22 protein-coding genes are annotated in these 18,943 nt (G+C 43.3%); 16 read left to right on the top strand and 6 right to left on the bottom strand.

Annotation, left to right across the window (positions count from 1 at the left end; genetic code table 11):
* Nucleotides 1-308 (bottom strand): hypothetical protein (locus tag GBV73_RS02250; RefSeq protein ID WP_152878962.1); only part of this gene is annotated, 308 nt, incomplete at its 3' end.
* 57 nt (nucleotides 309-365) lie between these two features.
* Between GBV73_RS02250 and GBV73_RS02245 the strand changes: the two genes are divergently transcribed.
* The 7 genes from GBV73_RS02245 to ribH all read left to right on the top strand — a co-directional run bounded on the left by GBV73_RS02245 (nucleotide 366) and on the right by ribH (nucleotide 6,829).
* Entirely contained in the window at nucleotides 366-1,772 is a 1,407-nt protein-coding gene (locus GBV73_RS02245; protein WP_152878960.1) for an L-aspartate oxidase, read from the top strand.
* Nucleotides 1,759-2,661 carry a quinolinate synthase NadA gene (gene nadA / locus GBV73_RS02240; RefSeq protein ID WP_152878958.1) on the top strand — a complete coding sequence of 301 codons (903 nt, stop codon included), beginning with the start codon at nucleotides 1,759-1,761 and terminating at the stop codon, nucleotides 2,659-2,661. Before GBV73_RS02245 ends, nadA begins: the two co-directional genes overlap by 14 nt.
* A gap of 61 nt (nucleotides 2,662-2,722) precedes the next feature.
* Nucleotides 2,723-3,553 carry a carboxylating nicotinate-nucleotide diphosphorylase gene (gene nadC, locus GBV73_RS02235; protein ID WP_152878956.1) on the top strand — a complete coding sequence of 277 codons (831 nt, stop codon included), beginning with the start codon at nucleotides 2,723-2,725 and terminating at the stop codon, nucleotides 3,551-3,553.
* 73 nt (nucleotides 3,554-3,626) lie between these two features.
* Nucleotides 3,627-4,670, top strand: coding sequence for a bifunctional diaminohydroxyphosphoribosylaminopyrimidine deaminase/5-amino-6-(5-phosphoribosylamino)uracil reductase RibD (gene ribD, locus GBV73_RS02230; RefSeq protein ID WP_042701977.1), 1,044 nt, complete (start codon nucleotides 3,627-3,629; stop codon nucleotides 4,668-4,670).
* Nucleotides 4,655-5,224, top strand: coding sequence for a riboflavin synthase (locus GBV73_RS02225; protein WP_042701976.1), 570 nt, complete (start codon nucleotides 4,655-4,657; stop codon nucleotides 5,222-5,224). Before ribD ends, GBV73_RS02225 begins: the two co-directional genes overlap by 16 nt.
* Nucleotides 5,205-6,374, top strand: coding sequence for a bifunctional 3,4-dihydroxy-2-butanone-4-phosphate synthase/GTP cyclohydrolase II (locus GBV73_RS02220; protein ID WP_152878954.1), 1,170 nt, complete (start codon nucleotides 5,205-5,207; stop codon nucleotides 6,372-6,374). Before GBV73_RS02225 ends, GBV73_RS02220 begins: the two co-directional genes overlap by 20 nt.
* Complete coding sequence (ribH, locus tag GBV73_RS02215; protein WP_152878952.1) at nucleotides 6,371-6,829, top strand: 6,7-dimethyl-8-ribityllumazine synthase; 459 nt, start codon at nucleotides 6,371-6,373, stop codon at nucleotides 6,827-6,829. Before GBV73_RS02220 ends, ribH begins: the two co-directional genes overlap by 4 nt.
* Here the strand turns inward: ribH and GBV73_RS02210 are convergent.
* Genes GBV73_RS02210 through thiC form a run of 4 tightly spaced genes read right to left on the bottom strand, consistent with a single transcriptional unit; the run spans nucleotide 6,826 to nucleotide 10,295 of the window.
* The gene (locus GBV73_RS02210; protein ID WP_152878950.1) at nucleotides 6,826-7,422 is read right to left on the bottom strand and encodes an IMP cyclohydrolase; all 597 of its coding nucleotides are present in this window, start codon (nucleotides 7,420-7,422) and stop codon (nucleotides 6,826-6,828) included. The two genes, ribH and GBV73_RS02210, sit on opposite strands and share 4 nt — an antisense overlap.
* Nucleotides 7,419-8,351, bottom strand: a complete 933-nt coding sequence (locus GBV73_RS02205; protein ID WP_152878948.1) for a formate--phosphoribosylaminoimidazolecarboxamide ligase — start codon at nucleotides 8,349-8,351, stop codon at nucleotides 7,419-7,421. The genes GBV73_RS02210 and GBV73_RS02205 overlap by 4 nt, the downstream gene beginning before the upstream one ends.
* On the bottom strand, nucleotides 8,348-9,007 hold the full coding sequence (locus GBV73_RS02200) for a phosphoribosylaminoimidazolesuccinocarboxamide synthase (RefSeq protein WP_152878946.1): 660 nt from the start codon (nucleotides 9,005-9,007) through the stop codon (nucleotides 8,348-8,350). The genes GBV73_RS02205 and GBV73_RS02200 overlap by 4 nt, the downstream gene beginning before the upstream one ends.
* A complete protein-coding gene (gene thiC / locus GBV73_RS02195; protein ID WP_152878944.1) occupies nucleotides 8,991-10,295 on the bottom strand; it encodes a phosphomethylpyrimidine synthase ThiC in 1,305 nt (434 codons plus the stop codon). Before thiC ends, GBV73_RS02200 begins: the two co-directional genes overlap by 17 nt.
* Nucleotides 10,296-10,376: 81 nt before the next feature.
* On the opposite strand from thiC, the gene GBV73_RS02190 reads away from it, so the two are divergent.
* From GBV73_RS02190 to GBV73_RS02150, 9 genes are all read left to right on the top strand, one after another.
* The gene (locus GBV73_RS02190) at nucleotides 10,377-11,135 is read left to right on the top strand and encodes a sulfide-dependent adenosine diphosphate thiazole synthase (protein ID WP_152878942.1); all 759 of its coding nucleotides are present in this window, start codon (nucleotides 10,377-10,379) and stop codon (nucleotides 11,133-11,135) included.
* A 105-nt stretch (nucleotides 11,136-11,240) separates the two neighbouring features.
* Nucleotides 11,241-12,245 (top strand): pyridoxal 5'-phosphate synthase lyase subunit PdxS, encoded by a 1,005-nt coding sequence (gene pdxS / locus GBV73_RS02185; RefSeq protein ID WP_152878940.1) that lies wholly within the window; start codon nucleotides 11,241-11,243, stop codon nucleotides 12,243-12,245.
* On the top strand, nucleotides 12,242-12,829 hold the full coding sequence (gene pdxT, locus GBV73_RS02180) for a pyridoxal 5'-phosphate synthase glutaminase subunit PdxT (RefSeq protein WP_152878938.1): 588 nt from the start codon (nucleotides 12,242-12,244) through the stop codon (nucleotides 12,827-12,829). The genes pdxS and pdxT overlap by 4 nt, the downstream gene beginning before the upstream one ends.
* A 66-nt stretch (nucleotides 12,830-12,895) precedes the next feature.
* The gene (locus GBV73_RS02175) at nucleotides 12,896-13,897 is read left to right on the top strand and encodes a formate--phosphoribosylaminoimidazolecarboxamide ligase (RefSeq protein ID WP_152878936.1); all 1,002 of its coding nucleotides are present in this window, start codon (nucleotides 12,896-12,898) and stop codon (nucleotides 13,895-13,897) included.
* 300 nt (nucleotides 13,898-14,197) lie between these two features.
* The gene (gene guaB, locus GBV73_RS02170; RefSeq protein WP_152878932.1) at nucleotides 14,198-15,649 is read left to right on the top strand and encodes an IMP dehydrogenase; all 1,452 of its coding nucleotides are present in this window, start codon (nucleotides 14,198-14,200) and stop codon (nucleotides 15,647-15,649) included.
* Nucleotides 15,650-15,724: 75 nt separating this feature from the next.
* Nucleotides 15,725-16,648: a glutamine-hydrolyzing GMP synthase gene (gene guaA / locus GBV73_RS02165; RefSeq protein ID WP_152878968.1), complete on the top strand. Its 924-nt coding sequence runs from the start codon at nucleotides 15,725-15,727 to the stop codon at nucleotides 16,646-16,648.
* A 6-nt stretch (nucleotides 16,649-16,654) separates the two neighbouring features.
* On the top strand, nucleotides 16,655-17,221 hold the full coding sequence (locus GBV73_RS02160; protein ID WP_152878930.1) for a GMP synthase subunit A: 567 nt from the start codon (nucleotides 16,655-16,657) through the stop codon (nucleotides 17,219-17,221).
* Nucleotides 17,222-17,273: 52 nt separating this feature from the next.
* Complete coding sequence (locus GBV73_RS02155; protein ID WP_152878928.1) at nucleotides 17,274-17,501, top strand: AbrB/MazE/SpoVT family DNA-binding domain-containing protein; 228 nt, start codon at nucleotides 17,274-17,276, stop codon at nucleotides 17,499-17,501.
* The gene (locus GBV73_RS02150) at nucleotides 17,498-17,869 is read left to right on the top strand and encodes a PIN domain-containing protein (protein WP_042701934.1); all 372 of its coding nucleotides are present in this window, start codon (nucleotides 17,498-17,500) and stop codon (nucleotides 17,867-17,869) included. Before GBV73_RS02155 ends, GBV73_RS02150 begins: the two co-directional genes overlap by 4 nt.
* 283 nt (nucleotides 17,870-18,152) lie before the next feature.
* Here the strand turns inward: GBV73_RS02150 and GBV73_RS02140 are convergent, their stop codons facing one another.
* Nucleotides 18,153-18,938: a DUF2101 family protein gene (locus GBV73_RS02140; protein ID WP_152878924.1), complete on the bottom strand. Its 786-nt coding sequence runs from the start codon at nucleotides 18,936-18,938 to the stop codon at nucleotides 18,153-18,155.
* Nucleotides 18,939-18,943: the final 5 nt, after the last annotated feature.

Raw genomic sequence — 18,943 nt, 5'->3', positions numbered from 1 at the left:
TTCTCCCAGTTGTGGAGGGTTGAGTAGTGAATGTTTGCTCCGAAGAATTTTCTGCCGTAGTGCTGGGCGTCTCTGAGAGGTAGGTTGTAGTATTGTTTAAAGAGGAGTATTGCCAGTATTGTTTTTACTGGAAATTTTTTGGATTTTGGCAGGTTCTTCAGCTTTCCTTCTGATTCGAAGTCTGCTAAAACGTCAAGAATTGCGAATGCCACGCTTTCAGGGTCTTTGAGTCTGTGATCCCATCTGGGGATCACGACAACCACCCGAAAGAATTCAGCAAAAACCCTAATAAAGGTTACTATAAACACGCCCTTTCCAACAAAAGGCTTAAAAGATACTTACCGAACAATTGTTCGGGTAATCAAATGAGAAGGCTGGGGATAATTGGAGAGGGAATAGCAGGATTAACTGCTGCAATTTCATTGGCTAAAAAGGGTTTTGAAGTAGTTATCATTGGAGAAGGGATAAAGGAAACAAATTCATATCTTGCTCAGGCAGGAATAGCCTTTCCCATTCTGGAGGGAGACTCCATCAGATCCCACGTTGTAGATACCGTCAAAGCCGGACGTTATTTAAATAACGAAGAAGCTGTATGGAGTGTGATTTCAAAATCTACTGAGGCTTATGATTTTTTACTTTCTCTCGGTTTAAGCTTTGAAGACAATGAAATCGAAGGGGGACACTCCTTTCCAAGGGTATTCACAATCAAAAATGAAACTGGAAAGCATGTGACAAAGCTCCTTTATTTAAGGGCTAAAGAGTTCGGTGTCCACTTCATAAAGGGTTTTGCATCTTCGCTGGCAATAAAAGACGAAAAATGCTATGGTGTTTTCCTCAATGGAGAGCTCCTAAAGTTTGATGCCATAATATTGGCTACTGGAGGATACACAGCATTATATAAATTTACAGCAGGCTCCCCATTAAACCTAGGGATTCTAACAGGAGACGCCCTAATGAAAAGTGCCTTAACAAGTAATTTAGAGTTCGTACAGTTTCATCCCACAGGTTTCATCGGAAAAGAGGTTAAACTTATAAGTGAAGCTGTACGGGGAGCGGGGGCTAAGCTAATCAACGAGGAGGGAGAAAGGTTTGTTAATGAACTTGAACCAAGAGATGTCGTTGCGAGGGCGATCTACAAACAGATGCAGGGAGGAAAAAGAGTTTATCTGGACGCAACAGGAGTTAAAGGGTTCAAAGAAAAGTTCCCCCAGATTTATTCGTTCCTGATCAAAGAGAAAATCAACCCTGAAAAAGATCTAATTCCAGTAACTCCAATTGCCCATTATTCTATAGGAGGTTTGAAAGTTGACCTCTATTACCGAACAAGCATCAAGAATCTCTATGCAATTGGAGAAGCAGCGGATAATGGGTTCCATGGAGCAAACAGGTTGGCAAGCAATTCCCTCCTAGAATGCGTGGTAAGCGGTTTAGAAGTTGCTAGAACGATAATGAGAGACAATCCTAAAGTCGAACATCCCAATGACGTTAGAGACACTACCCAAGAATTGGGCGATATAGATAGTGTTAGAGAAATTCTCTGGAAATATGCTGGAATAGTAAGGAATGAGAATGGCCTTAAAAAAGGGTTAAAAAAGCTAATGGGTGTCGAGGTGGATGCGAGAATCAAGCTCCTGGCAAGAGGTATTTTAGAATGTGCCTTAAAAAGGAGAGAGAGTAGAGGGGCTCACTATAGGGAGGATTATCCTTTCATGAAAGAGGAATTTGAAAGACCCAGCATTTTTCGAGGGGGTATATGTCATGAATCTGGTTGAGGAGATTATCAAGATTAAGGAAGAGAAAAACGCGATAATTTTAGCCCACAACTACCAGCTTCCTGAAGTTCAGGACATAGCCGACTTTCTCGGGGACAGCCTTGAGCTGGCGAGGAAAGCGGTGAACGTTGACGCCGACGTGATAGTCTTCGCGGGCGTCGACTTTATGGCCGAAACTGCCAAAATCCTGAATCCCACAAAGAAAGTGCTTCTCCCGACAAAGAGGGCCACGTGTGTGATGGCCAACATGCTGAAGGTTGAGCACATCCTCGAGGCCAAAAAGCGGTATCCCGACGCTCCCGTTGTCCTCTATGTAAACACGAGCGCCGAGACCAAGGCCTACGCCGATGTCACCGTTACATCAGCAAATGCCACAAAAATCGTGGAGAAGCTCGATGCCGATACGGTAATCTTCGGGCCCGATAACAATTTAGCGTATTATGTGGCAAAGCGAACTGGAAAGAGAATCATCCCAATCCCTGAAGGTGGGCACTGCTACGTCCACAGGAAGTTCACCCTTGAAGACGTTGAGCGTGCAAGAGAGGAGCACCCAGAGGCAAAGCTTATGGTTCACCCCGAATGCAGTCCAGAGGTGCAAGCGAGGGCGGATTTAATAGTCTCGACCGGTGGGATGGTTAGAAATGCCTGCCAGCATGACGAGTGGGTCGTCTTTACGGAGAAGGAGATGTGCTACCGTCTGCAGAAGCTCTATCCCGATAAGAAGTTCTACCCCGCTAGTGAGGATGCCTTCTGCATTGGAATGAAGTCAATCACGCTCAAGCACATCTACGAATCCCTGAGGGATGAAAAATACGAGATTGAGGTGCCCAAAGAGATTGCTGAAAAAGCCAGGAGGGCAATAGAAAGGATGCTGGAGATGAGCGGGTAGTTAAGTATGATGGAAACTTTTCCATTTTCTTTACCTTTACACTCAACAAGGTGGTGATGATATGGTTTCCGTTAACTATCTCCTGCGCTTCGTTGAGGAGGACGCGCCCTTCGGCGACGTCACGAGCGAGGCAGTCATACCGGAGGGAACGAAAGCAAGGGCCGTTATAATAGCCAGGCAGAGCGGCGTCATAGCGGGCGTTGAGGAGGCTAAAGCCCTCTTCGAGCACTTCGACGTTAAGGTTGGGGTCCAAAAGCGCGACGGCGAGGAGGTCAGGGAGGGCGACGTTATCATCGAGCTCCTCGGTGATGCCCGGGCGATTCTGCTCGTCGAGAGGACAGCCTTAAACGTCATGGGCAGGATGAGCGGCATAGCCACGGAAGTGAGAAAGCTCGTGGAGAGGGTCAAGGCCGTGAACCCGAAGGTCAGGGTCGCCGGAACGAGGAAAACCCTGCTGAAGCCGATGGACAAGAGGGCCATCCTCATCGGTGGGGGAGAACCACACCGCTTCTCCCTGAGCGATGCGATACTCATAAAGGACAACCATTTAGCGTTGGTTCCGCTTGAGGAGGCAATAAGAAGGGCAAAGACATTTTCCATTTATAAGGTAGTTGAGGTCGAGGTTGAAACCTTGGAGGACGCGCTGAAGGCTGCTAAAGCCGGGGCCGACGTAATAATGCTCGACAACATGACACCGGAACAGATTGAGGATGTCCTTGAGGCTTTAAAGCATGAGGGGCTCAGGGAGAAGGTTAAGATTGAGGTAAGCGGCGGGATAACGCCCGAGAACATCGAGGAGTACGCGGGGCTCGACATCGATGTTATAAGCCTCGGAGCTTTAACGCACAGTGTGAAGAACTTTGACGTGAGCTTGGAGATTATTAAGGGTTGATTATTTCTTGAATGTTCCATTTTTGGAACAAAATTTTTTAAATTTGGAACATTAATCAGACTATTGATGAGTTATGAACGATGAGCACTTCATGAGGTTAGCTTTGAAGCTGTCCAAAAAAGGAGAGGGAAGGGCAAATCCAAATCCGATGGTTGGAGCAGTTATTGTAAAAGAGGATAAGATCATAGGAAAGGGCTATCATAAACGTTTTGGGGATAGGCATGCAGAAGTTAACGCTATAGAAGACGCAAAGAGCAAAGGCTACTCCCTCGAAGGAGCAACAATGTATGTCACTTTAGAGCCCTGTTCCCATTGGGGTAAGCAGCCTCCCTGTGTTGATAGAATAATAAAGGAAGGCTTCTCAAGAGTTGTAATAGCAATGGGAGACCCCAATCCATTGGTTAATGGAAAAGGCGTTGAAAAACTCAAAAAAGCAGGCATTAAGGTTAAAGTTGGTGTTCTTGAAGAAGAGGCAAGAAAGTTGAACGAAGTGTTTCTAAAGTACATAACCACAAAAACGCCCTTTGTGGCCATAAAGCTTGCTTTAACCTTAGACGGTTTTATAGCAACAAATAGCTTCTCCTCAAAATGGATTACTGGCGAAAAAGCAAGGGAGAAAGTTCAGGAGCTCAGGAAAAAGTACATGGCAGTAATGGTTGGAGCTAATACGATTCTTAAAGACGATCCAAAACTAACTTGCAGAATAGAAGGATGCGCTGAGAAGGTGAAAGTAATCCTCGATAGGCATGGATTAACTGCTAATGGAAATTTTAGAGCTTTTGAGAAAGGAAGAGTAATAATCTTTACTGAGAGCAAAAAAGAATGGAAAAACGCTGAAGTAATTAGAGAAACAAAGCCAGAGAGAATTCTTAAAATTTTGGGCGAAAAAGGAATAGACAGCGTTTTAATTGAGGGAGGGAGAATAGCATGCCAGTTCCTGCCCTTTGCTAATAAACTGCATTTGTTCTACGGTAACAAGCTCTTTGGAAAAGGAATTTCTCCTTTTGAGTGCTTAAACGTTGATAAGGTTAGTGATGCCTTTAAAGTCGAGTTTCTCAAGTTTGAAAGCTTTGGAGACAGCTTTTACGTGGAGGTAAAGCCATGTTCTCAGGGATAATTGAAACGGTTGCAAAAGCTAAATTCTCTAATGGAAAACTGTTCGTTGAAAACGTAATAAACGTAAATGTAGGGGACAGTTTAGCCATCAACGGGGCTTGCTTGACTGTCAGCGATATTAGAGATTACATAGTCTTTGACGTTGGTGAAGAGACGTTAAAAAGGACAAACTTGGCGAAAGCAAAAGTTGTTAACATTGAAAGAGCTTTGAAGCTTGGCGATAGAATTGATGGACACTTAGTTACCGGACACGTTGATGGAACCCTAAAGCTAAGAAAAATTCTAAAGAGAGGAAATACCTACTGGCTAGCCTTTGAAATGCCTAAAGAGAGATTTGCCATAGTGGAGAAAGGGAGCATAGCTCTGAATGGAGTGAGCTTGACAATCGCCAAAGTTGAGAAAAATCAATTTTGGGTTCAGGTGATTCCCTATACTTGGGAAAATACCAATCTGAGGTTTCTGAGGACTGGAGAAGAGGTAAATTATGAGATAGACGTTGTTGCAAGGTATCTGAAGAATATTCTAGGTGAGAGATATGGATTTGAAAAAGCTTAAAGAGAGCATCCTTGAAGACAAGCCTATAGTTTTAATTGACGAAGAAAGGGAAGTTGAGGCTGATTTAGTTTATCCTGCCGAGCTCGCAAATGCTAAAGTGATAAACTTTATGCTCCAAGCTAAGGGAATGTTATGTTTAACTATGGATGAAGAGGAGGCTCTAAAAAGGGGCTTTTTCAAGTTGCCTTCCAAGAACAACGAGACGAACTTTCTAATTAGTGTTGATTACACGAAAACATTCACGGGAATTAGTGCAAAAGAGAGAGCTTTAACTGCTAAAAAGATTGCTGAGGGATTAAATATTGAGCACTTCCGCTATCCTGGTCATCTGCACCTTTTGGGTGGGATTGGAATAAATAAAAGGAAGGGACACACTGAAGCATCTCTTGAGCTTGTTGAAATGCTTGGATTTAAGAGATATGCAGTAATAATAGAGCTTTTAGATGAAGAGGGAAATTCTCACAACTTTGAATTTATAAGGGCTTTTGCTAAAAAGCACGATTTGCCAATAGTTACAATCAGAGAGGTGTTTAAAGAAGTTGTAAGGAGGAAAAGCTTTGTTAAGGTTTCTGCTCAAGCAAAGCTTCCCAGCAAATACGGAACCTTTAAGATAGTTGCCTTTGAGAACGAGCTTGACTTTAAGGAACATATAGCTATAATTAAGGAACCTTATGATATTCCGTTAGTTAGGCTTCACTCAGAATGTTTAACTGGTGACACGTTAGCTTCTCTAAAGTGTGACTGTGGAAGCCAATTAGCAAATGCTCTAAAAATGATAGCTCAGGAAGGAGGAATTTTGCTCTATCTAAGGCAAGAAGGGAGAGGCATTGGTCTAAAGAATAAAATCAAAGCCTACGAACTCCAGGATAGGGGATTTGACACGGTTGAAGCGAATAAAATGCTTGGCTTTAATGAAGATGAGAGGGATTTCAGTGTTGCCTGCCAACTGCTCAAAGCTTTAGGAGTCTCAAAAGTTAAGCTTTTGACAAACAATCCAAAGAAGATTAAAGCTTTGGAAGAGTTTGGAATAGAGGTTGTTGAAGTTATTCCGATTTTTGGAGAAGTTAACGAGATTAACAGATCTTATTTAGAGGTTAAGATGCTCAAGCTTGGACATAATTTAAAATCGCTTTTGGAGGGAAAAGAATGATTTATGAAGGTGAATATAAGGGCGAAGGCTTGAAAATAGGTATAGTTGTAAGCAGATTTAATGATTTGCTGACTAAGGAGCTTTTAGATGGAGCATTGGACTGTCTTAAGAGACATGGTGTCAAAGATTTAGACATCTTTAAGGTTCCTGGAGCATTTGAAATCCCATTTATCACAAAAGAACTAGCAAAAAAAGAGAAATACGATGCGATTTTAGCGTTAGGAGCTGTCGTTAAAGGAGAAACGTATCACTTCGATTTGGTTGCCAATGAAGTTGCAAAAGGAGTAGCCCATATAAACTTAACCTACGAAACTCCTGTAATATTTGGTGTTATAACCGTTGATGATGGGTTGCAAGGATTAGATAGAGCTGGAATAAAGTCAAATAAAGGTTTTGAATATGCTTTAGCTACTTTAGAGATGGCAAATTTAAGAAAGAAAATAAAAAACATTTAGTTTTTGTTTTTTATTCCTATCCTAAACCCATCTCCAGAGTCAAGGACTCCAACCGCCAAAACTGGATGGGCGAACTTTAATTTTAAAACCCTCTCAGCCAGCTCCTCCTCATCGCCAAAGTCTAAGCTCAGGGTTTCAATGCCCTCAACATTGTATGTAGCGGTGAAAAATGCCCTTCCTTCCTCAAGCTCAACTTTTTTCACCCAAAGCTCATCCCTTCCAGCGAAGCCCAAAAAAGCCCAATCTTTATACTTTTGTATCACTCCCCCAATCCTTGGCGTATTCAAGGTATCTCTCTCATAATCCATAGCATCCAAAATGTGAATTAGGGCCTTTTTTGGCTTTTCCCACTCCAAAGCTTGAGCAATGAACGTTGTGTGAGAGCCATTGCTAACCACTGCATAGTCCTTGAAAATTTTCACGGCTGTGTAGCTCACATATGGATTGTTTGTCTCCGTTATATTTATCACCTCAACTTCGTCTCCCCTAAGTTTTGCTGTTCTATTGGGAAAAGAGCGAGAACTAACACGATAGAAAGCGAAAGGTTTACCCTCTTTTAATCCAACGCCAACCATTCTCCCAACGTATCTCATGTTATCACCTCATCCAAGCGGTTCTCATCTAACGCTAAGCGAATCTCTTTGGCAACCCTTTGACCCATCATAATCTCCTCGCCCCAATAAAGTGAGGAATACCAGTGCTTGGCATTACTTCCACCGTCTATGCGTGATGCAAAACCTATGCATCTAAACTCACCATCATAAGCAAAATGCAAGGAAAAAGGTCCTATAACCCCGGGAGGCTCAAGCTTTTCCATTGCTTCAACGAAAGCCAAGCCATAGTCATAGAGCTCTGGCAGGAGGGATTCTCTCAAAGCTATGGATTTGTTCCCAACTATTGTGTAAGGCAAATCTTTGAAGGGCATTCTCTTGTTTGCATCCGCTATAACCAATCGTTCATCAACTCCGAAAAGCTCAAGCCTCTCTAAAATAGGCGAATAGAAGAAGTGAACGTAAATGAAGACACCATCTACAAAGTGCTCAATTCTATAGTTCTCCTTAACATCTTTTAGCTTTCCCTCTAATTCGTGCCCATAAGCTATGAAGTGTCCACTCCCACCTTTAGGACCTTCAATTCTGACGAAGTAAAGCTCATCTCCTCTAACCTCATCCAAATCAAAGCTTTCAACTTGAGGAATATCAGCCTTTTGCAAAATCTTGTCAACAAGCTCAAACTTTGTTTCCCACTTCAAAAACCTCTTGTTTCCAAAGAACTTAGCTTTGCTACTCTCTATCATATCAATACCGAGATAAGCCACAAAAGAGCCGTGAGGGACTATTATTCCGTCATCACTCAGTATCTCTTCCATATTAGCGGTGACTCTAAGGTCATCAACTATTGGAAGTGAAGAGTAGAAGCTCTTCCTCTTTGGAGAAACATAGAGACGGGTTTTGAAACCTTCTTTCTTTGCTCCCATCATTATCTGCAAAGCCGAATGGGAGGCTATGGTTGAGATGATCATTCAATCACCCCCAAAAGCTCTTCTTGCTTTAGAAGCTTTCCCCCTTTCATCACCCTAATAGTATCACCGCTTATCTCATCTATAACCAAGAGTTCGTCGTTTTTTCGCCCAAACTCAAGCTTGAAGTCGATTATCTCAAATCCTTTGCTTTTGAAAAATTCTTTCAAAATTTGAGCAACTTTTCTTGTTGTTTTTTTCATCTCCTCAATCTCTTCCTTGGTTGCAATGCCGAGCGTTTCTGTAACCTCTTCACAAATGAGAGGATCACCTAAGGCATCGCTTTTTAGTGTAAATTCAACAATGTCTAAATCGCTGAGGGGCTTAACTAATTCACCGTAGCGCCTTAAGAAACTTCCATAAGCTTTGTAGCGGTAGATTACCTCAAGGGGTATCCTTTCGGCTTTTAAAAACTTCGCCCTTCTTTCATCAAGCCTCTCGACAAAGTGAGTTTTTACACCCCTCTTTTCCAACAATTTGAAGAAAAACTCTGTTTGTTTCAAAACTACACTTCCTTTGCCTTTTCTTCCTCCAATTACCTCATTTCCACCGGTATCTTCCTTTTCGCCAAAGCCCAAGATGCTGTCTTTAAAGTAAAAAATCAAAAACTCGCCATCTTCATAAACGTCTTTTGTCTTTCCCCTATAGATAAGCTTCATCAGCTTCACCCTTTTTCCTAAGCATGTCATTTATGAGGCGTATCGCACACAGCTCCCCGCACATTGAGCAGGCTTCTGTAGAAGTCGGTCTATTTTTTCTTATCTCATCAAAGCGTTCTTTGTCCACTGCAAACTTAAATTGCTTCTCCCAGTCCAGAGAACCTCTCGCCAGGCTCATGGTGTAGTCCCTCCTCCACTCCTCCTCGAAGCGTGTTAGGTTCACAGCATGGGCAGCAAGCTTTGTTGCTATTACCCCAAGACGCACGTGTTCTCTATCAGGCAAACCTAAGTGCTCCGCCGGTGTGACATAACAGAGAAAGTCCGCCCCATTCAAAGCGGCTATTGCGCCCCCAATGGCTCCAGCTATATGGTCGTAGCCCGGAAAAATGTCCGTTACCAAGGGACCAAGGACGTAGAATGGAGCGTTATCAGTTGCGACCTTCGCTATTTTTATCTGCATTGGAATTTGGTCTATTGGCACGTGTCCGGGCCCCTCAACCATAGTTTGAACTCCAAACTCTCTTGCCCTTCTCACCAAGCGCCCCAAGGTAAAGAGCTCACTCATTTGAAGCTCATCCCCAGCGTCCGGGAGTCCCCCTGGCCTCAGGCCATCGCCCAGGCTCAAGACCACGTCGTATTCCTTAGCAAGTTCCAAGAGATAATCATAGTCCTTATAGAAAGGGTTCTCACTCTCCCAGTGAATCATCCAAGCCGCTAAGAAAGTTCCTCCTCTCGAAACCATGCCAACAGTTCTCTTAACCCTTTTCATCTTTTCCACAACTTCTTTAGTAACTCCAACATGTATCGTCGCGTAATCAACACCATCCTTGAAGTGCTTCTCCACGGCATTCCACATGTCATCTTCGCTCATTTCAATGATAGCCTTACCCTTTGCCAGCATCTCCTCAGCGGCTTGATAAATTGGGACTGTTCCAACTGGAACATCTACAGCCCTCATGATTTTCCTTCTAATCTCATCCAAATCACCACCCGTTGAGAGGTCCATTATGGTGTCGGCCCCGTACCTCACAACTATTCTAGCCTTCTCTATCTCTTCTTCAACATTCACTATGTCCCTTGAGGTTCCAATGTTTGCATTGACTTTAATCCTCACACCTTTGCCCACGGCAACAGGTTTAACCCAATCGTGATTGACGTTTCTAAAGATAACAGTGTAACCCTTAGCTACGTTTCTCCTAAGCTTTTCAACACTTATGTTCTCCTGCTTGGCTATAAAGTTCATTTCCTCCGTTATTATCCCACGTTTGGCTTCTTCCATCTGGGTCATCCTAACCACCATATATAACAAGGTTTTTAAGTTTCAATACTAAGTTTTAGTCGAGCTTTATGAATTTTTCGGGTGGTGGAAATGCTAAGGGATGTAACCATAAGCAGGGCGATAATTGAAACCTACTTCAAAGAGCTCTTAGAGCACTTAAACCTCGACGTTGCTATAGTTGGAGCCGGTCCATCGGGAATGGTAGCCGCTTATTATCTTGCCAAAGGCGGCGCAAAGGTGGCAATCTTTGAGAAAAAGCTGAGCATAGGGGGAGGAATATGGGGAGGAGGAATGGGCTTCAATAAGATAGTTGTGGAAGAAGAGGCTAAGGAAATCCTCGAGGAATTTGGAGTAAGGCATGAAGAATTTGAGGAAGGCTATTATGTTGCCGATGCCATCGAAGTGGCAACAACAATAGCGAGCAAGAATATAAAAGCTGGGGCAAAGATATTCAACATGGTTGAGGTCGAGGATTTAGTTGTTAAGGAGAACCGCGTAGCTGGAATAGTCATAAACTGGACACCCGTTAAAATGACGGACCTTCACGTTGATCCGCTAACAGTTGAAGCCAAGTTTGTGATTGATTCTACAGGTCATGGAGCACAGGTAACCCAACTCCTTGAAAAGAGAGGTTTAATAGAGAGGGTTCCCGGCGAAAGTGCGATGTGGGCGGAGATGGGAGAGAAGCTAACGGTGGAGCACACCAAAGAAATCTACCCCGGCTTATACGTCACAGGAATGGCGGCTAACGCTGTTGCCGGAGCGCCGAGGATGGGACCAATATTCGGTGGAATGTTCTTAAGCGGAAGAAAAGCTGCTTTCGAGATACTTGAAAAGCTTAAGAAATAAATGACATTCATCAGTTTTTGCTCTCTCCTACTATTTTAATCGCAAATTTTATATTCAAGTTTTAACTTTAAATTAATTGGAAGCATTAACTTGAGGTGATTGATTATGGTGTTTGAAGTAATTGAACAAAAGGGAACCGAACGCTTGAAGAGGGGATTTGCAAAAATGACAAAAGGCGGAGTAATAATGGACGTTACAAACGCTGAACAAGCAAGAATAGCTGAAGAAGCTGGAGCTGTTGCAGTCATGGCCCTCCACAAGGTTCCAGCAGATATAAGGAAAGCCGGAGGGGTTGCAAGAATGGCACCAGTTGAGAAGATTCAGGAAATCATGGATGCCGTTACTATTCCCGTTATGGCAAAGATCAGAATAGGTCACTATGCTGAGGCTCTCGCTTTGGAAGCTTTGGGTGTTGATATGATAGATGAGAGCGAGGTTCTAACACCGGCTGACCCGTACTTCCACGTAGATAAGCGTAAATTCAAAGTGCCATTTGTTTGCGGCGCAAGAAACTTAGGCGAAGCTGTGAGAAGAATATGGGAAGGAGCAGCAATGATAAGAACGAAAGGTGAGGCAGGAACTGGAAACATCGTTGAAGCCGTGAGGCACGTTAGGCTGGTGAACGATAACATAAAGCTCCTTCAGAGGACGACGGATGAGCAGGTGTACGGAGTTGCGGAGAAGTTTGCCGAGCCCTACATAAGGCTGGCTTTAGAAGTGAGAGAAATAAGCGGACTTGAGCCTAAAATCCTGAACAACGAGCCAGTTTATGATGGATACACCTATAGAGAGATAGTCGATGAAATTTACAAAATCCTTCTTGAGATTAAAAGGCTGGGAAGATTGCCCGTGGTCAACTTTGCCGCCGGAGGTGTGGCAACACCAGCCGATGCTGCTTTAATGATGCAAATGGGTATGGATGGCGTTTTCGTTGGAAGCGGAATTTTCAAGAGCTCAAATCCAGAAAAAATGGCAAGGGCAATAGTTGAGGCAGTTAACCACTACGATGAGCCAGACGTAATAGTCGAGATAAGCAAAGACTTAGGCGAGCCAATGAAAGGTCTTAGCATAGAACAGCTCGAAGTTCGCCTGGAGGAGAGAGGTGTATGAAAGTAGGTGTGATAGGGGTTCAGGGGGCTGTAAGCGAGCACATAGAGGCTATAAGAAGGGCTATGGGGCGTATAGGGATTAATGGAAAAGCCTTATGGCTAAGAAAGCCGGAGCAGCTGGGGGATGTGGATGCAATAATAATTCCCGGCGGAGAGAGCACAACAATTTCAAGGCTAATGATGAAGAACGGCCTTTTTGATAAAGTTAAAGAGCTTGGTGAAAGTGGACTTCCAATAATGGGAACATGTGCAGGACTGATACTTCTAGCAAAACATGTCAAAGGAGCTATCGATGGACAGAGGTTTCTCGAGCTTCTTGATGTCGAGGTCAGCAGAAATGCTTATGGTCGCCAAGTGGACAGCTTTGAAGCTACTGTAAGATTAACTTTCGATGAAAATCCATTTTTGGGCGTCTTCATAAGAGCCCCTCGTATCGTGGAAGTCTTTGGGAGAGCAAGACCTATAGGTTATTACAAGAACGAGGTTGTGGGAGTTGAACAAGACAGCTTAATTGGTTTAACTTTCCATCCCGAACTTACAGGAGACACTAGATTGCACGAATATTTTCTAAGAAAGGTCCTTTAGTTTTTACATTTTTCTGTAAAGATAAACCTTAAAAACTGTTAATTTTTACATTTTCTTGGTGATAGAATGGAGTTTAGAATCGCGACTTATGCCTCTCACTCAGCACTTCAAATACTTCATGGGGCGAGACAGGAGGGATTCAAAACACTTGCCTTTGGAAGAGAAAGAGTTAGACCACTTTACACTAAGTATTTTCCTGTTGCAGACGAATTCATTCCTCAAGAATACCCCGAAGAAGACCTGCTTAAGAGAAAAGCAATAATAGTCCCGACTGGCTCATTTGTAGCCCATCTCGGCATTGAGAGAGTTGAGAGCATGAGAGCTTTGTATTACGGAAACAAAAAAGTTCTCAGATGGGAAAGTGACAGAGCACTTGAGAGAAAGTGGCTCATAGAAGCAAAAATAAGAGTCCCAGAAGTTATCGAAGACCCAGATGATATAGATAGGCCAGTGATAGTTAAACCTCATGGAGCCAAAGGAGGCAAAGGCTATTTCATCGCAAAAACACCAGAGGAGTTCTGGGAAAAAGTCTCAAATTTGGGAGTTAAGAGCAAGGAAGACCTAAGAGAAGTTCAAATACAAGAATACGTTATAGGAGTTCCAGTTTATCCCCACTTCTTCTACTCAAAGCTCAATGGAGAACTTGAACTCATGAGCATTGATAAAAGATATGAAAGCAACGCGGACGCAATAGGCAGAATAAATGCAGAACAGCAGCTCAAAATTGGATTAGAACCCAGTTACACAGTCATAGGCAATATTCCAATAGTGCTCAGGGAAAGTCTCCTTATGGGCATTATAGAAGCCGGCGAGAATGTAATAAAGGCCTCAAAGAGGCTTATGAATGGTTTATGGGGGCCATTCTGTCTTGAGGGAGTGATAACTGAGGATATGGATTTTGTGGTTTTCGAGATCTCAGCGAGAATTGTAGCCGGGACTAATCCTTTCATACACGGCTCCCCCTACACATGGCTCAGATACAACGAACCAATGAGCACAGGGAGGAGAATCGCTAGAGAGATAAGACAGGCAATTGAAGAAGATAAACTTGCCGAGATTTTAACTTAGCTTTGCTACTTCAAAATGCCCCTAGTTCCTCAAATTTTATTGCACATACCCAGCCAACAGCTTTCAATTCTTCTAAAGTCTTATTGGAACATCCTTAAACTCAAAATTAATCCTTCAGAAAACAGAAAAACCAAAAGAGAAAATCCAAACGTGATACGAATAGTTTCAACTAAACTTCTTCCTCCCAAGTTTTGACAAGAATTTGTTAATACTTCACGTATTATTAGCAAAAGTTTTGCAAAGTAAACTTTAAAAGCCCTATGGGTTCTCACCTTAAAAAGGGTGAGGAGGAGAAAAAGAATGAGGAAATTTACACAAAAACTTGTCAATGCAATAAAGGGGTACACCTTTGATGATGTGCTCTTAATTCCACAGGCAACTGAAGTGGAGCCGAAAGATGTTGACGTTTCTACCCAGATAACACCAAAAATCAAACTTAACATCCCAATTCTCAGTGCAGCGATGGATACCGTTACAGAGTGGGAGATGGCAATAGCTATGGCAAGGGAAGGCGGGCTGGGAGTTATCCACAGAAACATGAGCATAGAAGAGCAGGCAGAGATGGTCAGGAAAGTTAAGAGGGAAGAAACTATTGAGGAAGTCATCACGATCTCTCCAGAAGAGAGCATCGACTACGCACTTTTCTTGATGGAAAAAGAGGGCATAGATGGACTTCCAGTGGTGGAAGAGGGGGAACTGGTCGGAATAATCACAAAAACAGACATCACGACAAGGGAAGGGGAAAAGGTTAGGGACATCATGACAAGAAACGTCATAACGGCAAAAGAAACGGCAAGCATAGAAGAAATAATGAGCCTCATGATAGAGAACAACATAGACCGAGTGCCCATAGTGAATAAAGAGGGCAAACTGGTTGGGATTGTAACCATAAGCGACCTTTTGGCAAGGAAAAAGTACAAAAACGCAGTTAGGGACGAAGAAGGCAGGTTAAGGGTTGCCGCTGCGGTGTCCCCCTTTGACATGGAGAGAGCCCTTGCCCTAGATAAAGCTGGAGTGGATGTTATTGTCGTTGATACAGCTCACGCACACAACCTCAAGGCAATAAAAGCGATGAAAGAAATGAGAAACAAAATCGACGCAGAGATGATAGTCGGAAATATAGCAAACCCAAAAGCTGTCGACGACTTAACCTTTGCAGATGCCGTGAAAGTGGGTATAGGGCCGGGAAGCATATGCACAACGAGAATTGTAGCGGGAGTTGGAGTTCCGCAGATAACGGCAATCTCGATGGTCGCGGATAGGGCAGGAGAATACGGTATTAGGGTAATAGCGGATGGAGGCATAAGGTATTCCGGGGACATCGTCAAGGCTATAGCGGCAGGAGCAGACGCGGTTATGCTGGGGAACCTTCTGGCGGGAACTAAAGAGGCCCCGGGAAGGGAAGTAACAATAAACGGAAGAAAGTACAAGCAATATAGAGGAATGGGAAGCTTGGGAGCAATGATGAAGGGAGGAGCAGAGAGGTATTACCAGAAGGGACACATGAAAACGAGAAAATTCGTACCGGAAGGCGTTGAAGGAGTTGTTCCATACAAAGGCAGAGTAAGCGAAGTGCTTTACCAGCTTATAGGAGGACTAAAAGCCGGAATGGGCTACGTTGGAGCAAGGAACATTGAAGAGCTTAAGGAGAAAGGGCAGTTTGTGATAGTAACCCACGCGGGAGTTAGAGAGAGCCACCCGCACGACATAGTCATAACGAATGAAGCCCCCAACTACCCCTTCGAGAGGTGATCTTTAGCATTTTTATGTCTAAAATAGCAAAATTTTTAAATCAGATTTTACAATTTTATGTTGAAGGTGACGCTCATGTGGGAGAAATTCATCGAGGAAAAGGTTAATGAAATTAGAGAGACCGTTGGAGATGGAAAGGCAATAATAGCACTAAGCGGAGGCGTGGACAGCTCGACAGCCGCAATATTGGCCCACAAAGCAATTGGAGATAAGCTATACGCTGTCTTTGTAAACACAGGGTTTTTGAGGAAAGGAGAACCCGAGTTCGTTGTAAAGACCTTCAGGGACGAGTTCGGCTTGAACTTAATCTATGTAGATGTCCAAGAGAGATTTTTTGAAGCACTTAAAGGTGTAACCGATCCAGAGAAAAAGAGAAAAATCATAGGAAAGACGTTCATAGATGTATTTGAGGAAGTGGCAAGAGAAATCAACGCTGATTTCTTAATTCAGGGCACTATAGCCCCAGACTGGATTGAAAGCCAGGGGAAGATAAAAAGCCACCACAATGTAGGCGGCTTGCCTGAGAGGCTGAACCTCAAGCTCATTGAACCCCTAAGGGAGCTCTACAAAGACGAGGTTAGGGAGGTAGCAAAAGAGCTCGGTCTGCCAGAAAAGATATACAACCGCATGCCATTTCCGGGGCCAGGATTAGCTGTGAGGGTTATTGGGGAAGTGACACCGGAGAAAATAGCCATAGTGAGGGAGGCTAATGCAATAGTGGAGGAAGAGATTGAAAAAGCCGGTTTAAAGCCATGGCAAGCGTTTGCCGTACTCCTCAGGGTTAAAACCGTTGGCGTGCAGGGAGACATAAGGGCCTACAAAGAGACAGTGGCAGTTAGGGTCGTTGAGAGCCTAGACGGCATGACGGCAAATGCAATGGACGTTCCCTTTGAGGTACTTCAGAGAATAGCCTTCAGAATAACAAGCGAGATTCCTCAGGTGGGAAGGGTTCTCTACGACATAACCAACAAGCCCCCTGCTACAATTGAGTTTGAGTGATGCGAAATGATACTCATAATGGATAACCACGGTCAGTACGTTCACAGGATCTGGAGAACGCTCCGATATCTTGGCATTGAAGCCAAAATAATCCCAAACACAACGCCGCTTGAAGAGATAAAAGCAATGAAGCCCAAAGGGATTATCTTCTCAGGTGGGCCAGATTTGGAAAGAACTGGAAACTGCAAGGCTATCTTAGAAAACTATGAAGACTTCAACGTGCCCATACTTGGAATATGCTTGGGACACCAGCTTATAGCGAAACACTTCGGCGGCAAAGTTGGTAGAGGAGAAAAAGCAGAATACAGTCTTGTTGAGATTGAGATACTCGAGGAGAATGAAATCTTCAAGGGACTCCCAAAAAGGCTTAAGGTCTGGGAGAGCCACATGGACGAAGTCAAAGAGCTTCCAAAAGAGTTTGAGCTCTTAGCTAAGAGCGAATTCTGCCTGGTTGAGGCTATGAAGCACAGAGAACTGCCAATTTATGGGGTCCAGTTCCATCCGGAGGTTGCACATACAGAAAGGGGAAGTGACATATACAGAAACTTTGCCCAGCTCTGTGGGGAGCTTTAGCCTTGTGGAAAAAGCTTATATATTTTCCCACTTATTTTTTCATGGTGGGAAAATGATCTCAAAAATAGATTCTAAGGGCAGAGTTTATATCCCAAAAAGCATGAGAAAGCGGATCCACGGGGAGGTATATTTGGTAGAAACTCCAGAAGGAATATTAATAATCCCAAAACCCGAAAATCCGATAGAAGAACTTGAAAAAATTGGAAAAAGCCTCCCAGAGAAATCAATTGAGGAACTCAAGAGAGAAATACTAAAACAAGCTCTGGAGGAATTACAATGATTTATGCAGATACAGACTTTTTTCTCGCTCTTCTAAAGCCAAACGATTGGCTGAAAAAGAATGCAAAGAAGATACTCAAAGAATACAAGGGACAGATTACAACATCGGAGGTCACTTTTATTGAGCTAATGCTTTTAGCCAAACGATATGATCTTGATCCAGTTAAAATTGCCTCAAGCGTTATGGCGATATGCAACATAGAGGACACAAAATACCTCAAAGCCGCGATTTATATTAAAGAGTACGGGGTAAACGTTTTTGATGCATTTCACGCAGCAAACTGCCAGGGGAGAATAATAAGTTCCGATAACGTTTATGATAAGCTGGGCATAGAAAGAATTGATCTGAGAAAGCTAGAAGAGAAGTAACTATTTCACCCCAGCAAACAGAAAACTTTTTAAAATTACATTTTTTACTTTTCTCAGTAGTAGGTGGTTTTATGGGGTACACCATATACTACAGCTTAGAGATCAGGGAGTACAAAAGGGCAAGTAGGTTTATTGAGAGAATATGTGAGGGCCTCAATTTAGAGTGCGAATTTCGGGAAGGGGAAATTATTATCCAGCCGCCCTCTAAGGAAGTGGAGCCCCTTATAATTAAAAACGGAGAGGGGTTCGTGAAAACATATAAACGGGAACCATACACCTCTCTCTACTTATTGTTACTGCTCTCACTTTCGGCTTTTGGCTCTGTGGTGGTATTTGACGATGATGGCTTTACTTTGTGAACCTCCAGCACCCTTTTGGGAAGGGAGCTCCTGAAGACTCTTTCCTCCACAAGAACTTTCACTATATCACCTACTTCAACTTCCTCCGCGCTCTCGACCCAGTACTTGCCGGGCTTAACGTTGGCCCTTATGTCATCATGAACGTCAACTTTCACGAGCTCTCCTTTTACCTCCTCCACGACACCGTACGTCCAGTCCCTTGTGAACTTTGATTTGTAGAGGTACCTAAAAACAAGCACAACTCCAAAAATTGCAATTAAATAGCCGTAGAAGTAGTAAACGTTCTTTGCGAACCTCCTTATTACGAGATACCCCAAGAAGGATAAAAACGCAATTACGGTAAGACCGTAGTAGAAGAACCTGTAGGGCTCAACTTCAATGAAGAATTCTCGATTTTTTAAGATGGTGTATCTCAGGTAGAGAAAGTAGACAACAAAAAGCAGAGCAAGGTAAAGCTCATTTCCAAAGAGGACTAGGAGGAGAGATGATAGGAGATAGGCAATAAAGGAAAGCTGAATGCTCAAGCTTAAGAGCTCATGAACCGTGAGTTCTCTCTTTATTAGCTTTTTAAGGAGCCTAAACTTTGGGGGAGTTTTTGATGGAGTGGGTTTAATTATCTCATCTAGGGTTCTTTTTGTCCACTTTGCTGATTTCACGGCAAAGGACTCAGCTGCTTCACCCACTTTATAGAGGATTTCATCAAGGTTCATGATTA

It is taken from the genome of Thermococcus sp. 101 C5 (genome assembly GCF_009372125.1).
In the GTDB taxonomy this organism is placed as follows: Archaea; Methanobacteriota_B; Thermococci; order Thermococcales; family Thermococcaceae; genus Thermococcus_A; species Thermococcus_A bergensis.
The sequence above is the reverse complement of the archived record's forward strand: the minus strand, read 5'-3'. Positions and strand labels throughout refer to the sequence as shown.

Bases quoted from the DNA above. Each gene is read 5' to 3' on its own strand.
- GBV73_RS02245 (WP_152878960.1), top strand. From the start codon at position 366: ATGAGAAGGCTGGGGATAATTGGAGAGGGAATAGCAGGATTAACTGCT.
- nadA (WP_152878958.1), top strand. From the start codon at position 1,759: ATGAATCTGGTTGAGGAGATTATCAAGATTAAGGAAGAGAAAAACGCG.
- nadC (WP_152878956.1), top strand. From the start codon at position 2,723: ATGGTTTCCGTTAACTATCTCCTGCGCTTCGTTGAGGAGGACGCGCCC.
- ribD (WP_042701977.1), top strand. From the start codon at position 3,627: ATGAACGATGAGCACTTCATGAGGTTAGCTTTGAAGCTGTCCAAAAAA.
- GBV73_RS02225 (WP_042701976.1), top strand. From the start codon at position 4,655: ATGTTCTCAGGGATAATTGAAACGGTTGCAAAAGCTAAATTCTCTAAT.
- GBV73_RS02220 (WP_152878954.1), top strand. From the start codon at position 5,205: ATGGATTTGAAAAAGCTTAAAGAGAGCATCCTTGAAGACAAGCCTATA.
- ribH (WP_152878952.1), top strand. From the start codon at position 6,371: ATGATTTATGAAGGTGAATATAAGGGCGAAGGCTTGAAAATAGGTATA.
- GBV73_RS02210 (WP_152878950.1), bottom strand. From the start codon at position 7,422: ATGAGATACGTTGGGAGAATGGTTGGCGTTGGATTAAAAGAGGGTAAA.
- GBV73_RS02205 (WP_152878948.1), bottom strand. From the start codon at position 8,351: ATGATCATCTCAACCATAGCCTCCCATTCGGCTTTGCAGATAATGATG.
- GBV73_RS02200 (WP_152878946.1), bottom strand. From the start codon at position 9,007: ATGAAGCTTATCTATAGGGGAAAGACAAAAGACGTTTATGAAGATGGC.
- thiC (WP_152878944.1), bottom strand. From the start codon at position 10,295: ATGACCCAGATGGAAGAAGCCAAACGTGGGATAATAACGGAGGAAATG.
- GBV73_RS02190 (WP_152878942.1), top strand. From the start codon at position 10,377: ATGCTAAGGGATGTAACCATAAGCAGGGCGATAATTGAAACCTACTTC.
- pdxS (WP_152878940.1), top strand. From the start codon at position 11,241: ATGGTGTTTGAAGTAATTGAACAAAAGGGAACCGAACGCTTGAAGAGG.
- pdxT (WP_152878938.1), top strand. From the start codon at position 12,242: ATGAAAGTAGGTGTGATAGGGGTTCAGGGGGCTGTAAGCGAGCACATA.
- GBV73_RS02175 (WP_152878936.1), top strand. From the start codon at position 12,896: ATGGAGTTTAGAATCGCGACTTATGCCTCTCACTCAGCACTTCAAATA.
- guaB (WP_152878932.1), top strand. From the start codon at position 14,198: ATGAGGAAATTTACACAAAAACTTGTCAATGCAATAAAGGGGTACACC.
- guaA (WP_152878968.1), top strand. From the start codon at position 15,725: ATGTGGGAGAAATTCATCGAGGAAAAGGTTAATGAAATTAGAGAGACC.
- GBV73_RS02160 (WP_152878930.1), top strand. From the start codon at position 16,655: ATGATACTCATAATGGATAACCACGGTCAGTACGTTCACAGGATCTGG.
- GBV73_RS02155 (WP_152878928.1), top strand. From the start codon at position 17,274: ATGATCTCAAAAATAGATTCTAAGGGCAGAGTTTATATCCCAAAAAGC.
- GBV73_RS02150 (WP_042701934.1), top strand. From the start codon at position 17,498: ATGATTTATGCAGATACAGACTTTTTTCTCGCTCTTCTAAAGCCAAAC.
- GBV73_RS02140 (WP_152878924.1), bottom strand. From the start codon at position 18,938: ATGAACCTTGATGAAATCCTCTATAAAGTGGGTGAAGCAGCTGAGTCC.